The 22,017-nt window shown below is 61.7% G+C and carries 19 protein-coding genes; 10 read left to right on the plus strand and 9 right to left on the minus strand.

Annotation, left to right across the window (positions count from 1 at the left end; translation table 11 throughout):
• The first annotated feature begins 154 nt into the window (after positions 1–154).
• The 4 genes from HX805_RS05580 to HX805_RS05595 all read left to right on the plus strand — a co-directional run bounded on the left by HX805_RS05580 (position 155) and on the right by HX805_RS05595 (position 4,386).
• Positions 155–943, plus strand: a complete 789-nt coding sequence (locus HX805_RS05580; protein ID WP_003210369.1) for a VacJ family lipoprotein — start codon at positions 155–157, stop codon at positions 941–943.
• A complete protein-coding gene (locus HX805_RS05585; RefSeq protein WP_003210371.1) occupies positions 933–1,178 on the plus strand; it encodes a hypothetical protein in 246 nt (81 codons plus the stop codon). Before HX805_RS05580 ends, HX805_RS05585 begins: the two co-directional genes overlap by 11 nt.
• Before the next feature lie 137 nt (positions 1,179–1,315).
• On the plus strand, positions 1,316–3,235 hold the full coding sequence (locus HX805_RS05590) for an alkaline phosphatase D family protein (RefSeq protein ID WP_177116678.1): 1,920 nt from the start codon (positions 1,316–1,318) through the stop codon (positions 3,233–3,235).
• Positions 3,236–3,372: 137 nt separating this feature from the next.
• Complete coding sequence (locus HX805_RS05595; RefSeq protein ID WP_023659140.1) at positions 3,373–4,386, plus strand: diguanylate cyclase; 1,014 nt, start codon at positions 3,373–3,375, stop codon at positions 4,384–4,386.
• Positions 4,387–4,390: 4 nt separating this feature from the next.
• Here HX805_RS05595 and HX805_RS05600 read toward each other — a convergent pair whose 3' ends face one another.
• Positions 4,391–5,419 (minus strand): amino acid ABC transporter substrate-binding protein, encoded by a 1,029-nt coding sequence (locus HX805_RS05600; RefSeq protein ID WP_177116679.1) that lies wholly within the window; start codon positions 5,417–5,419, stop codon positions 4,391–4,393.
• Between the two features lie 144 nt (positions 5,420–5,563).
• Here HX805_RS05600 and HX805_RS05605 point away from each other — a divergent pair, with 144 nt between their 5' ends.
• Positions 5,564–6,460, plus strand: a complete 897-nt coding sequence (locus tag HX805_RS05605) for a LysR substrate-binding domain-containing protein (RefSeq protein WP_102605928.1) — start codon at positions 5,564–5,566, stop codon at positions 6,458–6,460.
• Positions 6,461–6,566: 106 nt separating this feature from the next.
• Positions 6,567–7,817, plus strand: coding sequence for an aspartate aminotransferase family protein (locus HX805_RS05610; RefSeq protein ID WP_177116680.1), 1,251 nt, complete (start codon positions 6,567–6,569; stop codon positions 7,815–7,817).
• Between the two features lie 44 nt (positions 7,818–7,861).
• On the opposite strand, the gene HX805_RS05615 is transcribed toward HX805_RS05610, so the two are convergent.
• Positions 7,862–8,245 carry a DUF1640 domain-containing protein gene (locus HX805_RS05615; protein ID WP_177116681.1) on the minus strand — a complete coding sequence of 128 codons (384 nt, stop codon included), beginning with the start codon at positions 8,243–8,245 and terminating at the stop codon, positions 7,862–7,864.
• A gap of 1 nt (position 8,246) precedes the next feature.
• Positions 8,247–8,708 (minus strand): hypothetical protein, encoded by a 462-nt coding sequence (locus HX805_RS05620; RefSeq protein ID WP_177116682.1) that lies wholly within the window; start codon positions 8,706–8,708, stop codon positions 8,247–8,249.
• An 89-nt stretch (positions 8,709–8,797) separates the two neighbouring features.
• On the opposite strand from HX805_RS05620, the gene HX805_RS05625 reads away from it, so the two are divergent.
• The 4 genes from HX805_RS05625 to HX805_RS05640 all read left to right on the plus strand — a co-directional run bounded on the left by HX805_RS05625 (position 8,798) and on the right by HX805_RS05640 (position 15,227).
• The gene (locus HX805_RS05625; protein ID WP_087695158.1) at positions 8,798–10,135 is read left to right on the plus strand and encodes a carbohydrate porin; all 1,338 of its coding nucleotides are present in this window, start codon (positions 8,798–8,800) and stop codon (positions 10,133–10,135) included.
• A gap of 113 nt (positions 10,136–10,248) precedes the next feature.
• Positions 10,249–12,666: a glucose/quinate/shikimate family membrane-bound PQQ-dependent dehydrogenase gene (locus HX805_RS05630; protein ID WP_177051602.1), complete on the plus strand. Its 2,418-nt coding sequence runs from the start codon at positions 10,249–10,251 to the stop codon at positions 12,664–12,666.
• Positions 12,667–12,910: 244 nt separating this feature from the next.
• A complete protein-coding gene (locus tag HX805_RS05635) occupies positions 12,911–13,768 on the plus strand; it encodes a 2OG-Fe(II) oxygenase (RefSeq protein WP_003210388.1) in 858 nt (285 codons plus the stop codon).
• Positions 13,769–13,802: 34 nt separating this feature from the next.
• Positions 13,803–15,227 carry a pyridoxal-dependent decarboxylase gene (locus tag HX805_RS05640; protein WP_008438501.1) on the plus strand — a complete coding sequence of 475 codons (1,425 nt, stop codon included), beginning with the start codon at positions 13,803–13,805 and terminating at the stop codon, positions 15,225–15,227.
• 30 nt (positions 15,228–15,257) lie between these two features.
• Here the strand turns inward: HX805_RS05640 and HX805_RS05645 are convergent, their stop codons facing one another.
• The 6 genes from HX805_RS05645 to HX805_RS05670 all read right to left on the minus strand — a co-directional run bounded on the left by HX805_RS05645 (position 15,258) and on the right by HX805_RS05670 (position 22,007).
• Positions 15,258–17,594, minus strand: coding sequence for a bifunctional diguanylate cyclase/phosphodiesterase (locus HX805_RS05645; protein WP_177116683.1), 2,337 nt, complete (start codon positions 17,592–17,594; stop codon positions 15,258–15,260).
• 201 nt (positions 17,595–17,795) lie between these two features.
• Complete coding sequence (locus HX805_RS05650; RefSeq protein ID WP_102368164.1) at positions 17,796–18,971, minus strand: PotD/PotF family extracellular solute-binding protein; 1,176 nt, start codon at positions 18,969–18,971, stop codon at positions 17,796–17,798.
• A complete protein-coding gene (locus HX805_RS05655; RefSeq protein ID WP_177008177.1) occupies positions 18,968–19,942 on the minus strand; it encodes a GTP-binding protein in 975 nt (324 codons plus the stop codon). Before HX805_RS05655 ends, HX805_RS05650 begins: the two co-directional genes overlap by 4 nt.
• Before the next feature lie 85 nt (positions 19,943–20,027).
• Positions 20,028–20,321, minus strand: coding sequence for a hypothetical protein (locus HX805_RS05660; RefSeq protein WP_003210398.1), 294 nt, complete (start codon positions 20,319–20,321; stop codon positions 20,028–20,030).
• 13 nt (positions 20,322–20,334) lie between these two features.
• Positions 20,335–21,084, minus strand: coding sequence for an SDR family NAD(P)-dependent oxidoreductase (locus HX805_RS05665; protein ID WP_177020385.1), 750 nt, complete (start codon positions 21,082–21,084; stop codon positions 20,335–20,337).
• A 161-nt stretch (positions 21,085–21,245) separates the two neighbouring features.
• Positions 21,246–22,007 (minus strand): SDR family NAD(P)-dependent oxidoreductase, encoded by a 762-nt coding sequence (locus tag HX805_RS05670; RefSeq protein WP_177116684.1) that lies wholly within the window; start codon positions 22,005–22,007, stop codon positions 21,246–21,248.
• Positions 22,008–22,017 lie beyond the last annotated feature (10 nt).

Consider the following 22,017-nt stretch of genomic DNA (forward strand, 5'->3'; position numbering starts at 1 on the left):
CACTTGGTCTTGTCGATGCGCCATCTAAAACCATTCGACGCGGCCCGTCATATATTTCAATCGTGCAATAAAGCGTCAACGGCGCAATAAAGCAGACATCTTCGCGCAAGCTGCGGCTGCCAGCATCGGCTTCCTTTTCCCGGAGACTGACCCCATGCGCTCGCTGACGTATCCCCAGCACCTGGCTCGCCAGGCGGTGTTGTTGCTGACTGTGTCTTACCTCACAGGCTGCGCGAGCCCGGCCAACGTAACGAGTACCACACGCTGCGCACAGGTTTCCTACCCGGTGTATGACCCCGCCGAACCAGTCAACCGGGGCGTGTTCGCCTTCAACCGCGCGGTGGATGACTACGCCCTGGCGCCTGTAGCCCGAGGCTACCGATACATGCCGGAGTTTTTCCAGCAGGGTGTGCATAACTTCGCCAGCAACTTCAGCGAGCCCAAGGTCTTCATCAACGACCTGCTGCAAGGCAACCCACGGCGCTCGATCAACACCCTGGGACGTTTTGCGGTGAACACCACCGTGGGGATCGTCGGCTTGATTGATGTCTCGGACCCGCTGGGCATCCCTCGCCACACCGCCGACTTCGGCCAGACCTTTGGCGTGTGGGGGATTGGCAACGGGCCGATTGTCGAACTGCCGTTGCTGGGCACTGGCAACAGCCGCGATGCGGCGGGCAAGGTCCTGAACTTCCTGGTGGCGCCGCTGGGCGACAGCGATACCGTGCAAACCCTGGGCACCATCAGCCTGGTGGGTGGCACAGTGGATACGCGCGCCTCGTTGCTGCCGCTGACCGACAGCCTGCAAAAGCTGCCGGACTACTACAGTGCCTTGCGTAACGTGGTGGCCGAACACCGCGCGGCCTTTGTGCTGGAGGGCAAGCAGGGGGCGACGTCGCCTCAGGCCGATAATTGTGCACAGGGAGCCGGCGATGATTTCTGAATCAAGCTCACTGGTCCTGCAACGTCAGGTTCGTAAACGCGGGACCAGCGCCCTGCTCTGCCGGGAGACCCGCCTGAGCCTGTCGTCGGAGCAGGGCCGCCTGGTGCTGAGCCGCTATGTCGAACGGTACAGCCCGCAGGGTGTGCGCTGGGTCGAGCGCCAGCACAGTGTGGCCCTGGCCGAAGTGCTGCGCTGGATGATTGCCGAAGGCGAGACCTGCGCCACGCAGTCATGATTTGAGATGAAAGGTTTATAGCCCGGGCCAGTGGGCGCCGGGTAATTTGCCGCTCGCCCGGGTATCGCGCCTTAACAAAACGCTGACATTCAATGCGTTACCTTTTCGGCCCAACCTTGCCCAGAGCCGTTGCCTTGATGCCTCACCCCGACACACTTCCCGCTGTACTCGCCGGCCCGTTGCTGCGACGCCTGGAACCGCGGCGCCTGGTGATGTGGCTGGTGGGAAGTCGTCCCCTGGCATTGACCCTGAGGCTGCAAGTCGCCCAAGGCGCGGCGCTCGATATCGAGTTGGACGCCAGCCAATGCAAGGTGGTGCCCGTCGGGCGCCAGGCCTTTATCCACCTGATCGACGTACCGCTGGCGGAAGCCCTGCCCCAGGACGTGAGCATAGGCTACGACCTGCTGGTAAACCGTGCCGGTATCGCCGAATGGGCGCCGCACCTGCTCTACCCGGGCGCACAAGGCCCGCATTTCGTCCTGCACAGCCGCATCCACCAATTGGTCCACGGTTCCTGCCGCAAGCCCCATCACAGCGCAGCCGACGGTTTGCTGTGTGTCGACCGGCTGCTGGCCGCATCGAACACCCTGGAGGAACGCCCGGCCTTGTTGATGATGAGTGGCGACCAGGTCTACGCCGACGATGTCGCGGGGCCGATGCTGCGGGCCATTCATGCGCTGATCACGCGCCTCGGCCTGTTTGATGAACACCTCGACGGTGCCGTCGTCGACAACAGCGCCGCGCTTTATGAGCATGCCGCCAGCTACTACCATCGAGCCGACCTGTTGCCCGCCCTGAAGAGCAACGAGACCCTGCGCGAGCGTTTTTTTGGCGGGGTGAAGAAGCCTATTTTCACCAGCAGCAGCGCCGACAACCACCTGGTGACTTTTGCCGAAGTCATGGCGATGTACCTGCTGGCGTGGTCGCCCGTACCGTGGCAGCTGATCACACCGCAAGCGCCGCAACTGCGCGCCGAAGGGCACGTACGCTATGGGCACGAGCAAGTGCAGATCGACACGTTCCGTGGCGGCCTGGGTGGCGTGGCCAGGGTGTTCGCCCACCTCTCCTGCCTGATGATCTTCGACGATCACGACATCACCGACGACTGGAACCTCAGCGCCCAATGGGAAGAAACCGCTTACGGGCATCCGTTCTCCAAGCGCATCATCGGCAACGCACTGCTGGCCTATATGCTGTGCCAGGGCTGGGGCAATAACCCGGATGCGTTCGATACGGTGATCGGCAAAACCCTGGCGCTCACCACACAGGCCCACGACAACTACCTGCAGCCTGACGCTCAAGATGAGCTGGTGGATGACCTGCTAAAGTTCCAGCAATGGCATTACGTGCTGCCCACCACCCCCGCACTGGTAGTGCTCGACACCCGTACCCGGCGCTGGCGCAGCGAGTTCAACCTCAAGCAACCCTCCGGCCTGCTGGACTGGGAAGCGCTGAGCGAACTGCAACAGGAGCTGCTGGATCACCCTTGCGCGGTCATCGTTTCACCGGCGCCGATCTTCGGCGTCAAGCTGATCGAAACCGTGCAGAAGGCCTTCAGTTGGTGCGGCTACCCGCTGCTGGTGGACGCGGAAAACTGGATGGCCCACCGCGGCGCGGCACAGGTGATCCTCAACATCTTTCGTCACTCCCGCACACCGGGCAACTACGTGATCCTCTCGGGAGACGTGCACTACTCGTTCGTCTATGAAGTGCTGATTCGCCACCGCAATGCCGGTCCAAAAATCTGGCAGATCACCAGCAGCGGCATCAAGAACGAATTCCCGCCGCGCTTGCTGGAATGGTTCGACCGTCTCAATCGATGGCTCTACTCACCGCGCTCACCGCTGAACTGGTTCACCCGTCGCCGACTCATGCAGGTAGTGCCGCATATTCCGGAACACGCTGAAGCGGGCGAACGGCTCTGGAATTCTGCCGGGATCGGGCAGGTGTTTTTTAACCGGCAGGGGCAGCCTGAGGCGATTTATCAGCACAATGCCAATGGGGCGCCCAGGACCAGGATGGCGGCGCCTGATCAGAAGCTGAACCCAAGCAAGTAGTGGCTTTTAGCCACATTCCCACTAGACCAAAGACCCCCTTCTAAGCGCCAAGGCGCCGTTGTACAGTACCGCCAGCCACGGAGTATCGGCATCAATTTTGGCTGGCCCCAGGAGCCAGTCCACGCAGGGAGTGCGCAATGGACGATACATCCGGCAGCGAACCGTCAAGGAAGGACTTTTGCGACCTTAACGCCGACATGCTGCATGCCATCATGGAGCTGGTCAGCGACGGGATCTGGGACTGGAACGCCAACACCGGGTTCGTCTACCGCAACCCCGGCTGGTACGAAATGCTCGGCTATGCCCATCACTCCCTGGAAAACAGCGTATTCACCTGGGAAAACGTGATTCATCCCGATGACTATCCCCAAGTGATGGTGCTGTTTGATAACTACATCAACCGCCGCACCACTCACTATCAAGCCGAATACCGCTGCCGCAAGAAAGACGGCTCCTACCTGTGGATCGAAGACCGCGGCTACGTGATCGCACGTAACGACGACGGCTCGGTGGCACGCATGGTCGGCGCCCACCGCAGTATCCAGGCGCGCAAACAGTCCATCGAACAGCTGGAGCGCCGCAATCAATCCCTTGAAGCCCTGGTGGCCGAGCGCACCCGCGAGCTGTCGCGGGTCAATCAACAACTGCAGTTGCAACTGGACGAGAATCGCTCCCTGGCCGAACGCGACGCCTTGACTCGCGTGGCCAATCGTTACCGCCTTGAACGCGTCCTGCTGGAAGAGTGCGCTCGCGCCCAACGGTTTCGCCTGCCGCTGTCGCTGATCGCCATGGACATTGACGACTTCAAGCCCATCAACGATCAGCACGGCCATGCCGTAGGCGATGAAACCCTGGTGCGCGTGGTGGAATGCCTGGAGGCCTGCATTCGCCACGGCGACTTGCTGGCCCGCTGGGGCGGCGATGAATTCATGGTCATCGTGCCCAAAAGCACGTTGGAGACCGCGCGGGAATTGGCCGAGCGGATGCGCTGTGCGCTCAAGGACTTGCCCGCCGTGGGCAGCTTCAAGGTGACGTTGAGCCTCGGCGTGGTAGAGCGACGCAACGATGAGTCACCCGCCTGCCTGATGGCCAGGGCCGATCAGGCGTTGTATCGCTCCAAGGCGGCGGGCAAGGACACGGTTTCTTCGTGAAACCTCAGCGAACCGGCGGCGCGTATTGGATCCCGCCGTTGCTCCACAGGGCATTAAGGCCGCGCTTGATCTTCAGCACGCTGCCCTGGCCGATGTTGCGCTCGAACACCTCGCTGTAGTTGCCCACTTGCTTGACGATCTGCACGACCCAGTCCTTGCGCAGTTTCAGGTCCTTGCCGTAGTCACCGTCTGCGCCGAGCAAACGGGCGACGTCCGGGTTATTGCTGGACTTGGCTTGCTCTTCAACGTTCTGCGAAGTGATGCCCATTTCCTCGGCATTGAGCATGGCGAACAACGTCCACTTGACGATGCTGAACCACTCGTCGTCGCCCTTGCGCACCAGCGGGCCCAATGGCTCCTTGGAAATCACTTCCGGCAACACCACGAACTCATCCGGGTGAGCCATCTTGATCCGCTGGGCGTACAGCCCCGACTGGTCGGTGGTGAGCACGTCGCAGCGGCCCGCTTCGAGGCCCTTGGCACTTTCGTCAGCAGTGTCGAAGGTAATCGGCGTGTACTTCAGGCCGTTGGCGCGGAAGTAATCCGAGACGTTCAGCTCGGTGGTGGTGCCGGCCTGGATGCAGATGGTCGCGCCGTCCAGGTCCTTGGCGCTCTTCACACCGAGCTTGGTGTTCACCAGGAACCCGATGCCGTCGTAGTAGGTCACGCCGGTGAACACCATGCCCATGCCCGCGTCACGGGAACTGGTCCAGGTGGTGTTGCGGGAAATCAGGTCGATCTCGCCGGATTGCAACGCAGTGAAACGCTCCTTGGCGGTCAACTGGCTGAACTTCACCTTCGACGCATCACCAAAGAGTGCTGCGGCGACGGCGTGGCACACGTCCACATCAATGCCGGTCATCTTGCCGTTGGCGTCCGGCACGCCAAAACCCGGCAACCCATCACTGACCCCACACTGGATAAAACCCTTCTTCTGGATCGCATCCAGGGTCGCCCCCGCGTGTGCGCTTGCGGCCAGCCCCAATAGTGCTGCGGCGGTGAATGTCGCCAACGTGGATTTCATGTGCTTCATGCAAGGCGCTCCCTGTCGGTCTTTATTATTCGGCGCCACAAACCCGCGCCGTTTATAGTGTTGCCGGTCAGTATCAACGGCTTTACACCTTGGCCACAAACGACGTTTAGGCAAAGGCTCCTTCCGATTTGGAATGAACTTCTCATGATCTCGAAACGCTTGACCCCTTCGATGACCGCCCTGCAGTGCTTCGAAGCCGCCGCCCGCCACCTGAGTTTCACCCGCGCTGCCGAAGAACTGCACCTGACCCAGAGCGCGGTGAGCAAGCAGGTGGCACAGCTCGAAGAGATGCTCTGCCACCCGCTGTTCCAGCGGGTACGCCAGCGTTTGTACCTGTCGCCGGCGGGCTCGCTGTACCTGGAGGAAGTACGCAAGATCCTCAACCAGGTGGATATTTCCAGCCGCTACATCCTCACCTACGGTGGCGAGACCGAAGTGCTGCGCATCGCCACCCAGCCGACCTTCGGTGACCGCTGGCTGGTGCCCAAGCTCAAGGATTTTGCCGCGCGCCATCCCAATATCCACCTGGACGTGCGCAACGAACTGGAGCCGTTCGACGTGTTGCAGGCCAAGGCGGATATCGCGTTTTTCTTCGGCCAGGGAGCGTGGCCGGGGGCGACTTGCATCGAGTTGTTTCGCGAAGCCGTGGTGCCGGTCTGTGCCCCCGGGTTTGTTGCCGCTGGCAGCGACGCCTCGTCCCGCCACACCTTGCTGCAATGCACCTCGCGCCCGGAAGCCTGGCACGAGTGGTTTCTGGAACAGGGCCTGCACTCGCAAAACAGCTACCACGGGCCGCGTTTCGACACGTTCTACATGTGCATCCGCGCCGCGCAATCGGGGTACGGCGTGGCGTTGGTGCCGCAGTATCTGGTGGCCGAGGAATTGGCGAACGCCAGCCTGATGATCCCCTGGGATTACAGAATGCCGAGTGCCGGCGCGCACTTTATCGCCCATGCCGAACATGCCGGGGAGATCCCGAAAGTGAAGGCGTTCCTGAACTGGATGGTGGATGTGGCGAAGGAGCTTGCTCCCTCGCCATAGCACATCCCGACTTTTAATAATGACCCGGCGACTTTATTTCGTTTGCGGGGCAAGGCGGCTCACGGCTTAGATAAAAGGACGCATCCTATTCTTGAGTCCCGGATCCATGAGCCGCCAAACCATCAGCCAGTCGATTTCCATCGTCCACCCCATCAGCCTCAGCCATGGCCGGAACGCCGAAGTCTGGGACACCACCGGCAAGCGCTTCATCGATTTCGTCGGCGGCATCGGCGTGCTCAACCTGGGCCACTGCCACCCGCGTGTGGTGGAGGCGATCCGCGACCAGGCCACCAGGCTCACCCACTACGCCTTCAATGCCGCGCCTCACGCGCCCTACATCGAACTGATGGACCGTCTTACCGCATTCATCCCGGTGGATTACCCGGTCAGTGGCATGCTCACCAACAGTGGCGCGGAAGCGGCGGAAAACGCCCTGAAAATTGTCCGCGGCGCCACTGGCCGCACCGCCGTCATCGCCTTTGACGGTGCGTTTCACGGGCGCACGCTGGCGACGCTCAATCTCAATGGCAAGGTCGCGCCCTACAAGCAAAAAGTCGGCGTATTGCCGGGGCCGGTGTTCCACCTGCCCTACCCCAGCCGCGACAACGGCGTGACCTGCGGCGAAGCACTCAAGGCGATGGACCGCCTGTTCAGCGTGGAAATCGACGTCGACGACGTGGCCTGTTTCATCATCGAACCCGTGCAGGGCGAAGGTGGTTTCCTGGCGCTGGACGTGGAATTTGCCCAGGCCCTGCGACGCTTCTGCGATGAGAAAAACATCCTGTTGATTGCCGATGAAATCCAGTCCGGCTTCGGCCGCACCGGCCAGCGCTTCGCCTTCTCACGCCTGGGCATCGAACCGGACCTGATCCTGCTGGGCAAAAGCATCGCCGGCGGTGTGCCGTTGGGTGCGGTGGTGGGTCGCAAGACATTGCTCGACAACCTGCCCAAAGGCGGCCTCGGCGGCACCTACTCCGGTAACCCGATTGCCTGCGCGGCGGCCTTGGCCACCCTGGATGAAATGACGGACGAGCACCTGCAAGGTTGGGGCGCGCAGCAGGAAGAAGCGATCGTCAGTCGCTATGAATCATGGTGTTCGAAAAGGCTCTCCCCCTACCTCGGCCGCTTGACCGGCGTGGGCACCATGCGTGGCATCGAACTGGCCAACGCCGACGGCAGCCCGGCGCCACAACAACTGGCCCAGCTGCTGGCACTGGCCCGCGAGGCGGGTTTGTTGCTGATGCCCAGCGGCAAATCGCGGCATATCATCCGCCTGCTGGCGCCGTTGACGATTGAAGCGGCGGTGCTGGAGGAAGGGCTGGATATTCTTGAAGAGTGTTTGGCGAAGTTGGCTTAAAAACCAGAAAGCCCGGCGGGAAGCCGGGCTTCGAACGGAAAACGTCAGTGGACGAGTCGGGCGACGCCAAAGGCGATGGCAGACAAGGCGCCAGCTGTTCCGACAAACCATTTCAGCAGTCGGGTTTCCAACGATTGCATATCCGTTCTGAAATTGGCGATTGAGAGATCCAACCTGGAGGTTGCTTCGAGCAGGTCGATTTTGGTCTGGATCAGATCGGACTTGGTGGCCATGTGCTCCTGCATGCCATCCAGCTTCGTCTCGACGCGCTCCAATCTTGCCTCAACTTGTGAAATACGCTTTTCCAAATCGTTTTCTCCTCCGTTGCCCCCACCGCCTGCGCCGCCTTTGCGGTCGTAGCCTGATGACGAACCTTGACGGTACTCCTGGCGAAGATAGCTCACATTATCCTTGAGGTCATTCGCCATTTCAGGCCTCCTTCTTTTGGGTCAAAGCATTCAGTCCATCAGCTACACCTTCCATGCAGTCGATAAACTCATTCAGCTTCACCCATGCTTCATCTGCCGCCTGTTTTACATCCACGTCTTCACTATGTTTGAGCGCACCGGACAAGCTAATGATGCCGGAGCCGAGCCTAGCAATTGCACTGTGATACTGACCGAGAATAATGACTAGTTCCCCGGCTGTTACGGCCTTTGCCTCACCTACGTTGTCGTCGCCTTCCATGTCGACCCCCATCTGTTTTGGTGACGCAGATAACCACGCCCTCAAACACAAACCAACGCACAGATTGCTACCAAATCCGACGACCCAGCGCACTATTACCAAATCCGAAAGAATCCATCTTCCGTTTAGCCCTTTCTCTCCCCGCGCCAGGGCTTTATCCTTGTCAGCAACAAACTGAAACGTTTCATCATTCCACCAAACCATCGACCGCCCGTGTTCAACGCCCTTGTGCGAACGCGCCAGGCCGCTGTTTGCGTTTCAAAACCATAAAATATTAAGACCCCATTTTGCCTATGCCTGCTTTCCCCAACCTGCGCCTGTGCGCTGCGCTGTTACCTTTCGGCCTGATCAACTGTGCACAGGCCGCACCTGCCTTTGACGCTGAATCACCGTGGATGCTGGGTGATTTCGGCGGCACTCGGACAGCGCTGTCTCAACTAGGCTACGACTTCAAATTCGACTACACCGGCGAAATGGGCAGCAACCTGCACGGCGGCTCGGATCACGACCGCACTGCGCGCTACAGCGACCAATTCGGCCTGGGCACGCACCTGGATCTGCAGAAGATCCTCGGCTGGCACGACGCCGAGTTCCAGTTGACGGTGACCGAGCGCAGCGGCAACAACATCACCAATGACCGGGTCAACGATCCGCGTGTGGGCGGTTTTACCTCGTCCCAGGAAGTCTGGGGCCGTGGCCAGACCTGGCGCCTGACGCAGATGTGGTACCAGCAGAAATTCTTCGACCAAAAGCTCGACATCAAGGCCGGGCGCTTTGGCGAAGGTGAAGACTTCAACAGCTTCCCCTGCGACTTCCAGAACCTCGCATTCTGCGGCTCGCAGGTCGGTAACTGGGTTGGCAGCATCTGGTACAACTGGCCGGTGAGCCAGTGGGCGTTGCGGGTCAAATATCACCTGACGCCCGAGTTGTACGCCCAGGTCGGCGCCTACGAACAGAACCCGTCCAACCTCGATCGCGGCAATGGCTTCAAGCTCAGCGGCAGCGGCACCCAAGGCGCCCTGCTCCCGGTTGAGCTGGTGTGGACGCCTACGCTGAACGGCCTGCCCGGAGAATACCGCGCCGGCTACTACTACAGCAGCGCCAAGGCCAGCGATGTGTATAAAGACCGCAACGACCAGCCGGCAGCCCTCAGCGGCGAGGCCTATCGCAGCGCCTCCAGCAAGCACGGGGTGTGGCTGGGGGTGCAGCAGCAAGTCACCAGCCTGGCCAGCGACCATTCTCGGGGCTTGAACGTGTTCGCCAACGGCACGATGCACGACAAGAAAACCAACGCTGTGGATAACTACGTGCAAGCCGGCGTGGTCTACAAGGGCCTGTTCGACGCCCGCGCCAAGGACGATATCGGTTTCGCCGTGGCCCGGGTGCACGTCAACCCGGCCTACCGCAAGAATGCCGAGGCAAGCAACCAGGCCCACGCGGTATACGACTTCGATGACCCATCCTACCTGCCGATTCAACACACGGAATACAGCGCTGAGCTCTATTACGGCATCCATGTCACCCAGTGGCTGACGGTGCGCCCGAACCTGCAATACATCCGTCACCCCGGAGCCGTGGCCCAGGTGGATGACGCGCTCATCGGCGGGATCAAGCTGCAAAGCTCATTCTGACGTTGTAAGTAAATTCTGAAGAAAACGAATTAGCCCTGAACCAAGCCTGCGCCGGAACGTCATCTACAGTGAACTGTGCGCAATCAATTCAAAACGTAACGGAGAACCACACTATGAGCACTGATGGTGCTTCAAGTCCAAGTCGCCTGCTGCCCAGGCTGCTGGGGATCTTGCTGCTGATAATGGGCCTGGCCTTGTTGGCCGGGGGGATCAAGCTGAGCATGCTCGGCGGGTCGCTGTATTACCTGCTGGCCGGTCTCGGCATCACCGTCACAGGCCTGTTGCTGCTGGCTACACGCCGTGCGGCGCTGGGCTTGTACGCACTGGTTCTGTTTGCCAGCACCGTATGGGCGCTGTGGGAAGTCGGCCTGGACTGGTGGCAACTGGTACCGCGCCTGGCCCTGCTGTTTGCCCTCGGCATCGTCATGCTGCTCCCGTGGTTCCGCCGTCCGTTGCTGCGTGGCCAAGCCTCGCCGCTGGGCACTGGCGCGCTGAGCGTCGCCGTCGTACTGGCCGGCGCCGCTGCATTGGCCAGCCAATTCACCGACCCGGGCGCCATGGTCAAGAAAGGCCAGCTGGACCGCGATGCGGTACCGGGCATGGCCAGCACTGCGCCGGCCCAGGCTGATGGTGACTGGAACTCCTACGGCCGTTCGGCCTTCGGTGATCGTTACTCGCCACTCGCACAGATCACTCCGGAAAACGCCCACAAGCTGGTTCCAGCCTGGACCTTCCGTACTGGCGACATCCCTGGCCCAGGCGATCCCGGTGAAACCACCGCGGAAAACACCCCGCTGAAAGTCAACGGCATGCTCTACGTGTGCACGCCTCACAGCCAGGTGATTGCCCTGGACCCGGACACCGGCAAGGAAATCTGGCGTTTCGACCCGAAGATCAGCAGCGAAGGTGCTGCCAACTTCAAGGGTTGGGCGCACATGACCTGCCGTGGCGTGTCGTATCACGATGACGCGGTCTATGCCTCGGAACAGAGCCCGACTGGCAGCGCCAGCCCGGCCGCCGCGCCGAATGCCTGCCCGAAACGCATCTTCGTCCCTACCGCCGACACCCGTCTGATCGCCCTGAACGCCGACACCGGCAAGATGTGCGAAGACTTCGGTGACAAAGGCCAGATCGACTTGCGTGCCAACATCGGCACCTTCGCCCCGGGCGGTTACTACTCCACCTCGCCACCGGCCGTTACCAAGAACCTGGTGGTAATCGGCGGTCACGTGACCGACAACGTCTCCACCGACGAGCCTAGCGGCGTGATCCGTGCGTTCGACGTGCACACCGGCAAGCTGGTGTGGAATTGGGACAGCGGCAACCCGGACGACACCACCCCGTTGGCCGAGGGCAAGACTTACACCCGCAACTCGCCAAACATGTGGTCGATGTTCGCGGTGGACGAAAAACTCGGCATGCTCTACCTGCCGATGGGTAACCAGATGCCCGACCAGTACGGCGGCGACCGGACTCCGGACTCCGAGAAGTACAGCGCCGGCCTGACTGCCCTGGACATCGACAGCGGCCACGTGAAGTGGACCTTCCAGTTCACTCACCATGACCTGTGGGACATGGACGTGGGCGGCCAGCCTTCGCTGATCGACATCAAGACCGCTGACGGCGTGAAGCAAGCGGTGATGGCGTCGACCAAGCAAGGCAGCATCTACGTGATCGACCGCTCGAACGGTCAGCCTGTAGTGCCGATCAATGAAATCCCTGTACCGCAAGGCGCAGTGGCAGGCGATCACACCGCACCGACCCAACCGAAGTCCGACCTGAACTTCATGCCACCGCCCCTCAAGGAGCGTGACATGTGGGGCGTGACGCCGTTCGACCAGATGCTGTGCCGGATTGACTTCAAATCCATGCGCTACGACGGTCCGTTCACCCCGCCGTCGCTAAAGGGCTCGATCGTTTACCCAGGTAACTTCGGCGTGTTCGACTGGGGTGGCATTTCCGTCGACCCGGTTCGCCAGATCGCGTTCGTGAACCCAAGCTACATGGCGTTCAAATCGAAACTGATCCCGGCCGCCGACATTGCCAAGCAAGGTCCGCGTGTCAGCGAAACCGAAGGCGTGCAGCCGAACAAAGGCGCGCCATACGGTGTGATCCTCGAAGCCATGCTGTCGCCACTGGGCCTGCCGTGCCAGGCGCCGGCGTGGGGTTATGTGGCCGCGGTCGACCTGACCAACCACCAGACCATCTGGATGCACAAGAACGGCACCGTGCGTGACAGCTCGCCGGTTCCGATTCCACTGACCATGGGCGTGCCAAGCCTGGGCGGGACTTTCACCACCGCCGGTGGCGTGTCCTTCCTCAGCGGTACCCTTGACCAGTACCTGCGTGCCTATGACGTGAAAAACGGCAAGCAGTTGTGGGAAGGCCGCCTGCCAGCAGGCGCGCAAACCACACCAATGACCTACACCGGCAAGGACGGCAAGCAGTACGTGCTGGTCATGGCCGGCGGTCATGGTTCCCTGGGCACCAAGCAGGGTGACTATGTGATGGCGTTCAAACTGCCGGATTAAGCAAAACCGGCAGTAAGAAAAAGGCGGCTACCTAAGTGGGTAGCCGCCTTTTTTTATGCGTGAAATAAAGCGATCCGATAGCGCCGATGTATTTAAAAGTTTACTCGGAAAAGTCCTATACCTCCCCAAAAGTCTTTCCCTCAACTTTGGCCCTGCGCCATCCGACGCTCACTGTCGCCAGTAAATCCCCAGCCAAACAAACGTTATCTATATGACGTGCTGTAACTAACATGGAGTTTTCATCATGACGGACCTCAACAGCGTTGAATCAATACCTGCAGTCCCGCATAGCCAGGTGCCCGGGATCCTGGCGCTTGAGCAACTCGACACACTCAGCCTGGAAAAACTTATTCGCGGAGAAATACTTGCCATCCGGGTACCTGACTACGCGAATGAACAAACCAGCGAAGTACTAAATAAACATATCAACGAAACGGCGACGCTCCAGGAATATAACCACGAGACCTATGAGCACGGAAAAGTTGTCCAGCATTTCTATGGTGTCCATCGCTGGGGAACACCGTTCAACTCCACCTATGGCAAGGCCGCAGACAGCTATTCGCAACAGAAATACTACGCAGACGCCACCCACATGCGCTGCGTGATCGATGACCTCTGTGCCCCGCGCAAACCACCCATCCATCTACTGATGGAGCATATCCGGCAGGTGTGGCCAGAAGGCGCGACAACCGCGGCGTTCCAGGGCCAGCCGATGTTCTGCGGCATTATCCGCGCCATGTTCCCGGAGACAGCCCACCTCTCCGAAACAGTCCCCCATGTCGATTGCCTGCCCTTGTCGATTGCCGAACTGGAACATCAATTCAGCGCGAATATTTACCTCGAAGTACCACCTTCGGGAGGTGAACTGGTCATTTGGGATACCGAGGCGTTTACCTACGACGAGGTCATCCGTTTCGAAGGGGCGGAACTGCCCGAAGATCGTTTGCAAAAACCGCTGCGCATCCAGCCGCAGAAAAACGAACTGGTGATTATCAATACTCGCCGTCCCCATGCCATTTGCGGTTTCGATTCAGGCAAGCGCATCAGCATCCAGTCGTTTATCGGCTATACCACTGGCCAGCCGTTTTACTTCTGGTGCTAACGCCTTTATTTCTCTTCCTGACGGACACCCTGATATGACACCTGAAGAATTCCGCCGACATGGCCACGCCATGATCGACCTGATTGCAGACTATCGACAAAACATCGAGCAACGCGGTGTGCAACCCACCACGGCCCCGGGCGAAATCAGGTCCGCATTGCCGGCCAGCCCACCTGAGACAGCCGAACCGTTCGAACAGATCATGGGCGACGTCGAAACACTGATCATGCCCGGTCTGTTGCATTGGCAGCATCCAAGCTTTTTCGGGTTCTTCCCGTCGAATGTGGAACTGTCCTCCGTCCTCGGCGATTGCTTGAGTACCGGCCTGGGCGTGGTGGGATTGTCGTGGCAATCGAGCCCGGCCCTGACCGAAATCGAGGAAGTCACCACCGATTGGCTGCGCGACATGATCGGCCTGAGCGCCAACTGGAGCGGAGTGATCCAGGACTCGGCCTCGACCTCCACCCTGGTGGCACTGATCAGCGCCCGCGAACGCAGCTCCCACTACGCGCTGATGCACGATGGCCTGCAAAACAGCGGCGCTCCCTTGATCGTCTACACCTCGGCCCACGCCCATAGTTCAGTGAACAAGGCCGCGATCCTGGCGGGGTTCGGCCAGAACAATATCCGTACCGTGGCAACCGACGAACACAATGCAATGTCACCGCACGCATTGGAGCGGGCAATCGAACAAGACCTGGCTGCCGGGAACAGACCCTGTGTGGTGATTGCGACCACCGGCACAACGGCAGCCATGGCCATCGACCCCCTGGAAGCCATCGGCGCCCTGACGCAACGCCACGGCCTGTGGTTGCATGTCGACTCAGCCATGGCCGGGGCCGCGATGATCCTCCCGGAATGCCGCGCGCTGTGGCACGGCATCGAGAACGCCGACTCGCTGGTCCTCAACCCTCACAAATGGCTGGGGGCGGCGTTTGATTGCTCGGTGTACTTTGTACGCGACCCCGAGCACTTGATTCGCATCATGACCACCAACCCCAGCTATCTACAGTCCAAGGCTGACGGCCAGGTCAGGAACTACCGCGACTGGCGGATCTCCCTGGGCAGCCGGTTCCGCGCGCTGAAGCTGTGGTTCCTGATCCGCGAGCAAGGCGTCAGCGGCCTGCAGGCCCGGCTGCGGCGTGACCTGGCGAATGCCCGCTGGCTGGCAGAACAGATTGAAGGCAGCAAACACTGGAAACTGGTAGCCGCCGTCACCCTGCAAACCTTGTGCATTCGCCACGAGCCACCAGGCCTTGATGGTGAGGCGCTGGATAACTACACCCGGGCCTGGGCGGAAAAGCTCAACCATTCAGGCAGCGCCTACGTCACTCCCGCCGTGCTCGACGAGCGCTGGATGGTACGCGTGTCCATTGGCGCGCTGGGGACGGAGCGCCACCACGTCGAAGGCTTGTGGGAACGGTTGCAAAGCCTGGTCGATGCAACGGTGGAACACTGAAAGACCGGCGTCGGTGCAGCCACCGACGCCCTAGACCGGCACGCGCTCGCGGCGCATCCACATCTCAAACGCCATGGCATTCAACGGCCGGCTGATCAGATAGCCCTGGGCCGTGTCGCACTTCCAGAGCTTGAGCAGCTTGAGGCTGGGCTCGAACTCCACCCCTTCGGCCACCACCTTGAGCCCCAGGTTGTGGCTCATTTCGATGGTCGAGCGCACGATCACGCCGTCGCCGGAAGTGCTGTCGAGGTTGCGCACAAACGATTGGTCGATCTTCAATTCCTGCACCGGCAGGCGTTGCAGTTGCGCCAGGGATGAATAGCCGGTGCCGAAGTCATCCACCGACAGGCTGATGCCACAAGCGCGCAGTTGCTCCAGCACGCTGAGGGCCTGGGCCGGGTTGTGCATGATCGCGCTTTCGGTGATTTCGAAAATCAGTTGCCGGGCCGATACCCGGTAGTGCGCCAGCAACTCGGTCACCCGCGGGGCCAGGCCGTCATCGGCGAGGTCATCCACCGAGATGTTCACCGACAACTGCACCTCCAACCCGCGCACCGCCCACTCGGCCAGTTGGCGAATGGCTTCTTCGATCACCCACTGGGTCAGGCTGCCCATGCTGCCGGTGCGCTCGGCCAGGGGAATGAACTCGGCCGGCGACACCAGGCCCAGGGTCGGGTGCTGCCAGCGCAACAGCGCTTCGGCCTGGCGCACATGGCCATGGTGCAGGTCGAGCTTGGGCTGGTAACACAGGTACAACTCGCCCTCCGTCGGCGCCCGGCGCAGGTCACGAATCAGGCTGATCTGGCGTTGATGGGCGAGGTCGCGGTCCTGCTGGTAGATCTGTAAGTAACCCGGGAACGCTGCCGCATCGTGGCGGGCAATCGCGGCGCGGCTGATCAGCTCTTCAACCTGCTGGCCGTCGGCCGGGTAGGCGGCGATGCCGATGCTCACTTCGTGGCGCAATTCATCGCCACCTATGCGCTGGGGTTCGGTGAGCAGCCCATACAAGCGGTCAGCCAGGGCCACCGCGCGGTCGATCGCAGTGTTTTCCAGCAGCAGCAAAAACTCGCTGCCGGTGATGCGCGCGGCGGTGTCGCTGGCCGACAGGCTCGACAGCAGGCAGCGGCTGGCTTCGCGGAGCATTTCTTCCACGCCTTCCGGGCCGTAGCCTTCGTTGATCACCCGGTAGTTTTCAATCCCCAGGTACAGCAACACCACCGGCCGGCCAGCGCTGATGGCGCTGCCCAGGCGTTCCATGGCCAGCGCGCGGTTAGGCAGGCCGGTGAGCGGGTCGTGCAAGGCGTTGTGGGCCAGTTGTCGCTCGCGTACCGCGATCCCGGTTTGCATGGCGTTGAAGGCCTGGGCCAGCAGGCCGAACTCATCGTGGCTGCGCACCTGTACCGGTGTGCGATAGTCACCGGCCCCGATGCGTTCGGCCGCCTGCACCAACGCATTGAGTGGGCGTGAAACCCGCCGCGCCAGAAACAACGCACCCGCGAGCGACACCAGCAGCACCACCAGGGCGATCGCGAGAAATTGCCGGTCCAGCGGCGCGAAGGATTCAAGGGCGTGGTCCAGCGGGCTTTGCAGCAGCACCCGGACCTCGCCACCGTCTGCCGTGTTGCCCAACGGCAGCACCTGGCTGAGATAGCGCTGGCCGTGGAACAGGTTCAATTGCGCCACCGGAGTGATGTACGCGCCCTGCAGGTCGCTGGCAATCGACGCCTGTAGCGCCTCGGGCTGAGTACTGAACAATTCGCCGGGCTGGCCATGCTGCGTGCTGATGAACGACACTTCCAGGTTGCTCATGGAGCGCAATTCACTGGCAAAGATTTCGTCCATGGGAAAGCCCATGGCGACACGGGCGATCGGTGCGGGGTCGACGACTTCCTGTTGCACCAGCAGGAAAGGCCGGCCATCCAGGGCCACGATCAACATTTGCAGGCCGCTGCGCCGGGCCTGGCGCAAGGCATCGTTATAGGGAAAGGCCTGGCCGGACGTCAGCGCCGGTAACGTGCTGACCATCACGCGGCCGTCGAGCCCCAGCACAAATACCTCGCTGGAACTCAGGCCGGTGCCATGTCGGCGCAGGGTCGCGAGAATCGCGTCGGGTTCGCCATCGGCGACAGCCTGGCGAAACGGCAGGTCCGCCGTCAGCCAGTTCAAGCCGTATTGCAGGCGCCGGCCACGCAGGTCGAGCAGGCGTTCGAACACCTGGCTGCCGGTTTCCAGCTGCACCTGGGCCTGGTTTTCCACGGCGCGATTGGTGGCGGTCTTCACCGCGAAATACACCGCCGCCACGACCACCAGCAACAGCAGCGCCAGCACCCCGGCAATCCGGGTTTGAAACGTATGGCGCCACCTCATTCTGTTGCCCTCTGGCAGCGCCTGCCCCCTCCAGCCGAAACGTCCCTTCGTCATACGCGTCCCTCGCGATAGCTGAACCGGCGTCAAATAAATATCCTTTTTACAGGGATATTTGAATTATCCAGATTAGCTGCGCAAGAGAAGAAGTGCACCCAATAAATACGGGAGTTTATATGTCATTAATTTGGCGACAGGGTGCCGTTACGACGTTCGCGCCCGCATGAAGTCCCCCCAACGCCGCACGAGATAGTTGTGCTCATCCATCACCGAGTTCCACACCGCGATATGCCCCATGCGCTGTTCATAGGAACCGCCGTCGCGCACGTCACCCACATCGATCAGCGGCAAGCCATCGCTGCCCAACAGCTCTTCCCGAGCGGGCAGCCCGGCGTACCAGTAGTCCCATTCGGCGCTGCTCAGGTGATCTCGGCTGCGAGCCGGGTTGCCGATGTAATAACCCTGGCGCGCCATCACCGCACCCGGCCAGCCGGACAGCCACCAGTTGAGGTAGGCATAGGCCGCATCCAGCACCGGGCCCTTGGCATGGCGCGACAGCGACAACCCGCCGAACCAGGCGCGATAGCCTTCACGGGGCACCGCCAGGCGGTATTTGACCCCGGCCCGATGCAGGCGCATCAGGGTCGGTGACCACAGGCTCTGGATATCGATGCTCGGGCTGAGCATCAGTTGCGCGGCTTCCTCGTCATCGGACCAGAACGCCGCGAAGTGGCCTTCCTTCTGTTTACGCACCAGGATATCGGCCAGTACATCGATCTCTTCGATGCTCATGTTGCCGATGTCCTTGAAGCTCGCGAGGCCCGCGCCTTGCACGGCCAGCGCCGCGTCCAGGGCGCCGATGGCGGCGTCGCTCTGCAACGCAGTGCGTGCGCCCCAGGCCGGGTCCAGCAACCAGCCCCAACTCTCGTTGCCGCGGTTGAACCCTTCGGGCAAGCGCTCGGGGCGGTAGGCGAAACTGTCGGCGTTGTGGGTCAGGGGCAGCATGCTGATGCGTTCGGTGACGGTGCTGCCGAGGCTGCCGTCGTGCTGCACGAAGAGGCGCTCGCTGGGCACACTGCCGCTGCCCAGACGGTCGTTGGCGGACAAGCGTCCGCGCTTGGGCAGGTCGTTGATCTCGTGCCACAGCGCAATGCGCCGGGTGTCGATCGGCTGGATCGCCCGCGCCGGCCACACGAAGTCGACGTTGTGAAACCACTGGTCGTAGAGGTCGTAGCTGTCAGGCTGCATCACCGCAATGCGCTGGGCCTGCTCGACATCATGCACCTGGTACACCAGGCGAATGCCCAGCTCTTTTTCCGCTCGCACACGCAAGGTTTCGAGCAAGGTCACCGAGGTGCCGAGGACGCGAAGCGTGATCATGCGGCGAACCTTCTGGAGAACACTTCAAAGGAGCGCCGCAGCAGAGCCGGGTCAAGCCCGCGCAGGATAAACACCAAGCGCGATTGCCGATCGGTCCCCGGCCAGGCAGGCAGGTGAACCGGGGCATGCAGGCAATGCTGCACGCCATGAATGACGATGGGAGCGTTACTGGCGTTCACGTTGAGCAGTCCTTTGACGCGAAGAATACGTTCGCCGTGGCATCTTAACAGCATCGATAACCAGACCCCGAAACCGACCCAATCCAGCGGCTGATCGAAGGTCAGGCAACAGACTTGCGCAGCGCCGTGGTTGGCGGCGGTGGTTTGATGGAGTTTCCAGCGGCGGACTTCTGCAGCGGGCTCGGCACTGCGCAGGCCTTCGCCAAGCAGCAGTTGTTCACCGCTGTCGATATCGCAGGTATTGAGGATCGGCGTGCCGGCGTTCAGTGCCTGCAAGTGCAAGCGCAACGGGCCACAGTCTTCGACGAGGTCGGTCTTGCTCAACAGCAGGCGATCGGCAGCGGCCACTTGCGCCAGCCATTCCGGGTGCAGGCGCTCTTGCAAAGCGGCGTGGCTGGCGTCCACCAGCGTCACCACCAGGCCGATATGAAAGCGCCCGCGCAGTTGCACGTCGTTGTTCAAGGTCGCGAGGATTGGCGCCGGGTCGGCCAGGCCGGTGGTTTCCAGGATCACCCGCTTGAAGGGCGGAATCTCGCCCCGCTCACGACGCTGCAACAGGCCGAGCAAGGCGTCTTTCAACTCGCCGCGAATCGAACAGCACACGCAGCCGCTGGGCAGCAGTACGGTGTCGGGCGCGACTTCCTCCACCAGCAGGTGGTCGATGCCGACGTCGCCGAACTCATTGATCAGCAACGCCGTGTCGCCGAGGCTTTCACCTTGCAGCAGGCGCTTGAGCAAGGTGGTCTTGCCGCTGCCGAGGAAGCCGGTGATGACGTTTAGCGCGATGCTCATAGTTCTACCTCAATGATGCCCCTGCAGGAGTCCGGCTTGCCGGCGATGGCGATATCAAGGACGCCATCGCCGGCAAGCCGGGCTCCTACAGTTCCAGATGATCGAGCAGGCGCGGGTCCAACGGGTCCAGCGGTCGACCGAGCATGGTCTCTGCCGCCTGCCACAGTTGATCCAGGCCGCTGGCCAGTTCCTGTTTGCCGGTGGCGCCCAGCAGCAGATAGGACGCGCCCTGGAAGTCTTCGACCTTGAGCCGGAACACCGCCAGCACCTGGTTGATCGCCGCGATTCGGCGCAGACGTTCGCGTCGGCGCGGCAATTCATCGCCCAAAGGGTCGCTCCAGTGCAGGTCTTCGCCCAGCAGGCCGCAAAGTCCGCACATGCTTAGTACCCGCTCATGGCATGACGTCGCCGGAGTTCGGGCCAAGGGTCTGACCGACGAACAGATTGCCGCCCGGCTCGCTGGCCAGCAGCACGGCAGTCGGCGCGACTTCGTCCGCCAGGCCGAAACGACCCAGGGGCAGCTCGGCGGCCTTGGCGCGTTTCCAGGTGTCGCTGATGCCGCCTACCAATGGCGTTTCGATAGGCCCGGGTGCGATAGCGTTGACCAGTACGTTGTCCTTGGCCACTTCCAGGGCCAGGGATTTAGTGAAGCCGATCACCCCGGCCTTGGCCGCCGCATAGTGCGTCAACTCGGCGCCGCCCTTGATCCCCAGTTGCGAGGCGACGTTGATGATCCGGCCCCAGCGCTGGGCGATCATGTGAGGCAAGGCGCGCTGGCTGGCGACGAACACGCTGGTGAGGTCGACGCGCAGCATGTCGTTCCACATGTCCAGGGTCAGGTCGACGCAACGGGCCTGGGTCAGCATGCCGGCGTTGTTGACCAGGATGTCGATGCCGCCGTAGTGGGTGACGCAGGCATCGACGCTGGCCCGGGCGCCGTCGACGGTGCCGACATCGGCCACGCACTCGAGGACTTCGGCGCCGAGGTTGCGGCAGGTGATGGCGGTTTCGGCGAGGGTGGCGGCATCGCGGTCGGCCAGCAACAGGCGCGCGCCTTCGACGGCGTAGGCACGGGCGATGGCGGCGCCGATGCCGCTGCCGGCACCGGTGATCACGGCACGGCGGTTAGCGAGTTGGGGCATGGTGAACTCCTGAAATAATCAAACGGCGAACGCGGTCAAAAATGTGGGAGCGGGCTTGCTCGCGAAAGCGGAGTGCCAGCCAATACATGCGGAACTGATCCACCGCATTCGCGAGCAAGCCCGCTCCCACATTTGGAGCGAGTCCGGCTTAAAACTGGGGGTTAGTCCGGCCAGCGCACGGTCAAGCCACCATCAATCACAATGCTCTGCCCGGTCAGGTAGCTCGACTCCTCACTGGTCAAAAACCGCACCAGGGACGCCACTTCATCCGCCCGCCCGACCCGGCCCAGCGGAATCGCCCGCGCCGCTTTCGCCAGCCCTTCCGGCCCGAGGGAGTTCTTCGCGTCCAGCGACTGGGGCGTTTCGATCAACCCCGGAATCACCGCGTTGCAACGAATCCCCAACGGCGCCAATTCCACCGCCAGCGACCGACACAACCCCGGCACACCGGCCTTGGCCGCCGCATAGTGCGCGTGCTCCTGCCAGCCATACACGCCACCGGCAATCGACGAAATCGCCACCAGCGCACCGCCTTCATGCATGTGCCGGGTTGCCGCCCGGAAGGTGCGCATCACCCCGGTCAGGTCGACGTTGAGCATCTCGTTCCACAGCTCGTCGGTCATTTCCAGCAGTGGCGCACGGCGTAACAGACCGGCGTTGGCCACCGCGTAATCGAGGCGACCGAAGTGCTGGACCGCCTGCGCCGCCAGGTTATCCACAGAGTTTGTATCGCCCACGTCCAGCGGCAACATCAGGCATTCACCGCCCGCCTCTTCCACCAGCGCAACCGTGTGATGCGGGTCATGGGGATCGGCCGGGTAATACCCACCCACCACCGCCACGCCGCTGCGGGCATACGCCACCGCGAGGGCCTGGCCGATGCCGCTGGCGGCACCGGTAATCAATGCAACTTTACGACTCATCGAATCAACT

This window comes from Pseudomonas sp. G5001 (genome assembly GCF_013385475.1).
Lineage (GTDB): Bacteria > Pseudomonadota > Gammaproteobacteria > Pseudomonadales > Pseudomonadaceae > Aquipseudomonas.

Bases quoted from the DNA above. Each gene is read 5' to 3' on its own strand.
- HX805_RS05590 (WP_177116678.1), top strand. From the start codon at position 1,316: ATGCCTCACCCCGACACACTTCCCGCTGTACTCGCCGGCCCGTTGCTG.
- HX805_RS05635 (WP_003210388.1), top strand. From the start codon at position 12,911: ATGACGGACCTCAACAGCGTTGAATCAATACCTGCAGTCCCGCATAGC.
- HX805_RS05645 (WP_177116683.1), bottom strand. From the start codon at position 17,594: ATGAGGTGGCGCCATACGTTTCAAACCCGGATTGCCGGGGTGCTGGCG.
- HX805_RS05630 (WP_177051602.1), top strand. From the start codon at position 10,249: ATGAGCACTGATGGTGCTTCAAGTCCAAGTCGCCTGCTGCCCAGGCTG.
- HX805_RS05615 (WP_177116681.1), bottom strand. From the start codon at position 8,245: ATGGCGAATGACCTCAAGGATAATGTGAGCTATCTTCGCCAGGAGTAC.
- HX805_RS05625 (WP_087695158.1), top strand. From the start codon at position 8,798: ATGCCTGCTTTCCCCAACCTGCGCCTGTGCGCTGCGCTGTTACCTTTC.
- HX805_RS05585 (WP_003210371.1), top strand. From the start codon at position 933: ATGATTTCTGAATCAAGCTCACTGGTCCTGCAACGTCAGGTTCGTAAA.
- HX805_RS05610 (WP_177116680.1), top strand. From the start codon at position 6,567: ATGAGCCGCCAAACCATCAGCCAGTCGATTTCCATCGTCCACCCCATC.
- HX805_RS05670 (WP_177116684.1), bottom strand. From the start codon at position 22,007: ATGAGTCGTAAAGTTGCATTGATTACCGGTGCCGCCAGCGGCATCGGC.
- HX805_RS05640 (WP_008438501.1), top strand. From the start codon at position 13,803: ATGACACCTGAAGAATTCCGCCGACATGGCCACGCCATGATCGACCTG.
- HX805_RS05605 (WP_102605928.1), top strand. From the start codon at position 5,564: ATGATCTCGAAACGCTTGACCCCTTCGATGACCGCCCTGCAGTGCTTC.
- HX805_RS05660 (WP_003210398.1), bottom strand. From the start codon at position 20,321: ATGTGCGGACTTTGCGGCCTGCTGGGCGAAGACCTGCACTGGAGCGAC.
- HX805_RS05665 (WP_177020385.1), bottom strand. From the start codon at position 21,084: ATGCCCCAACTCGCTAACCGCCGTGCCGTGATCACCGGTGCCGGCAGC.
- HX805_RS05650 (WP_102368164.1), bottom strand. From the start codon at position 18,971: ATGATCACGCTTCGCGTCCTCGGCACCTCGGTGACCTTGCTCGAAACC.
- HX805_RS05595 (WP_023659140.1), top strand. From the start codon at position 3,373: ATGGACGATACATCCGGCAGCGAACCGTCAAGGAAGGACTTTTGCGAC.
- HX805_RS05620 (WP_177116682.1), bottom strand. From the start codon at position 8,708: ATGGTTTGGTGGAATGATGAAACGTTTCAGTTTGTTGCTGACAAGGAT.
- HX805_RS05655 (WP_177008177.1), bottom strand. From the start codon at position 19,942: ATGAGCATCGCGCTAAACGTCATCACCGGCTTCCTCGGCAGCGGCAAG.
- HX805_RS05600 (WP_177116679.1), bottom strand. From the start codon at position 5,419: ATGAAGCACATGAAATCCACGTTGGCGACATTCACCGCCGCAGCACTA.
- HX805_RS05580 (WP_003210369.1), top strand. From the start codon at position 155: ATGCGCTCGCTGACGTATCCCCAGCACCTGGCTCGCCAGGCGGTGTTG.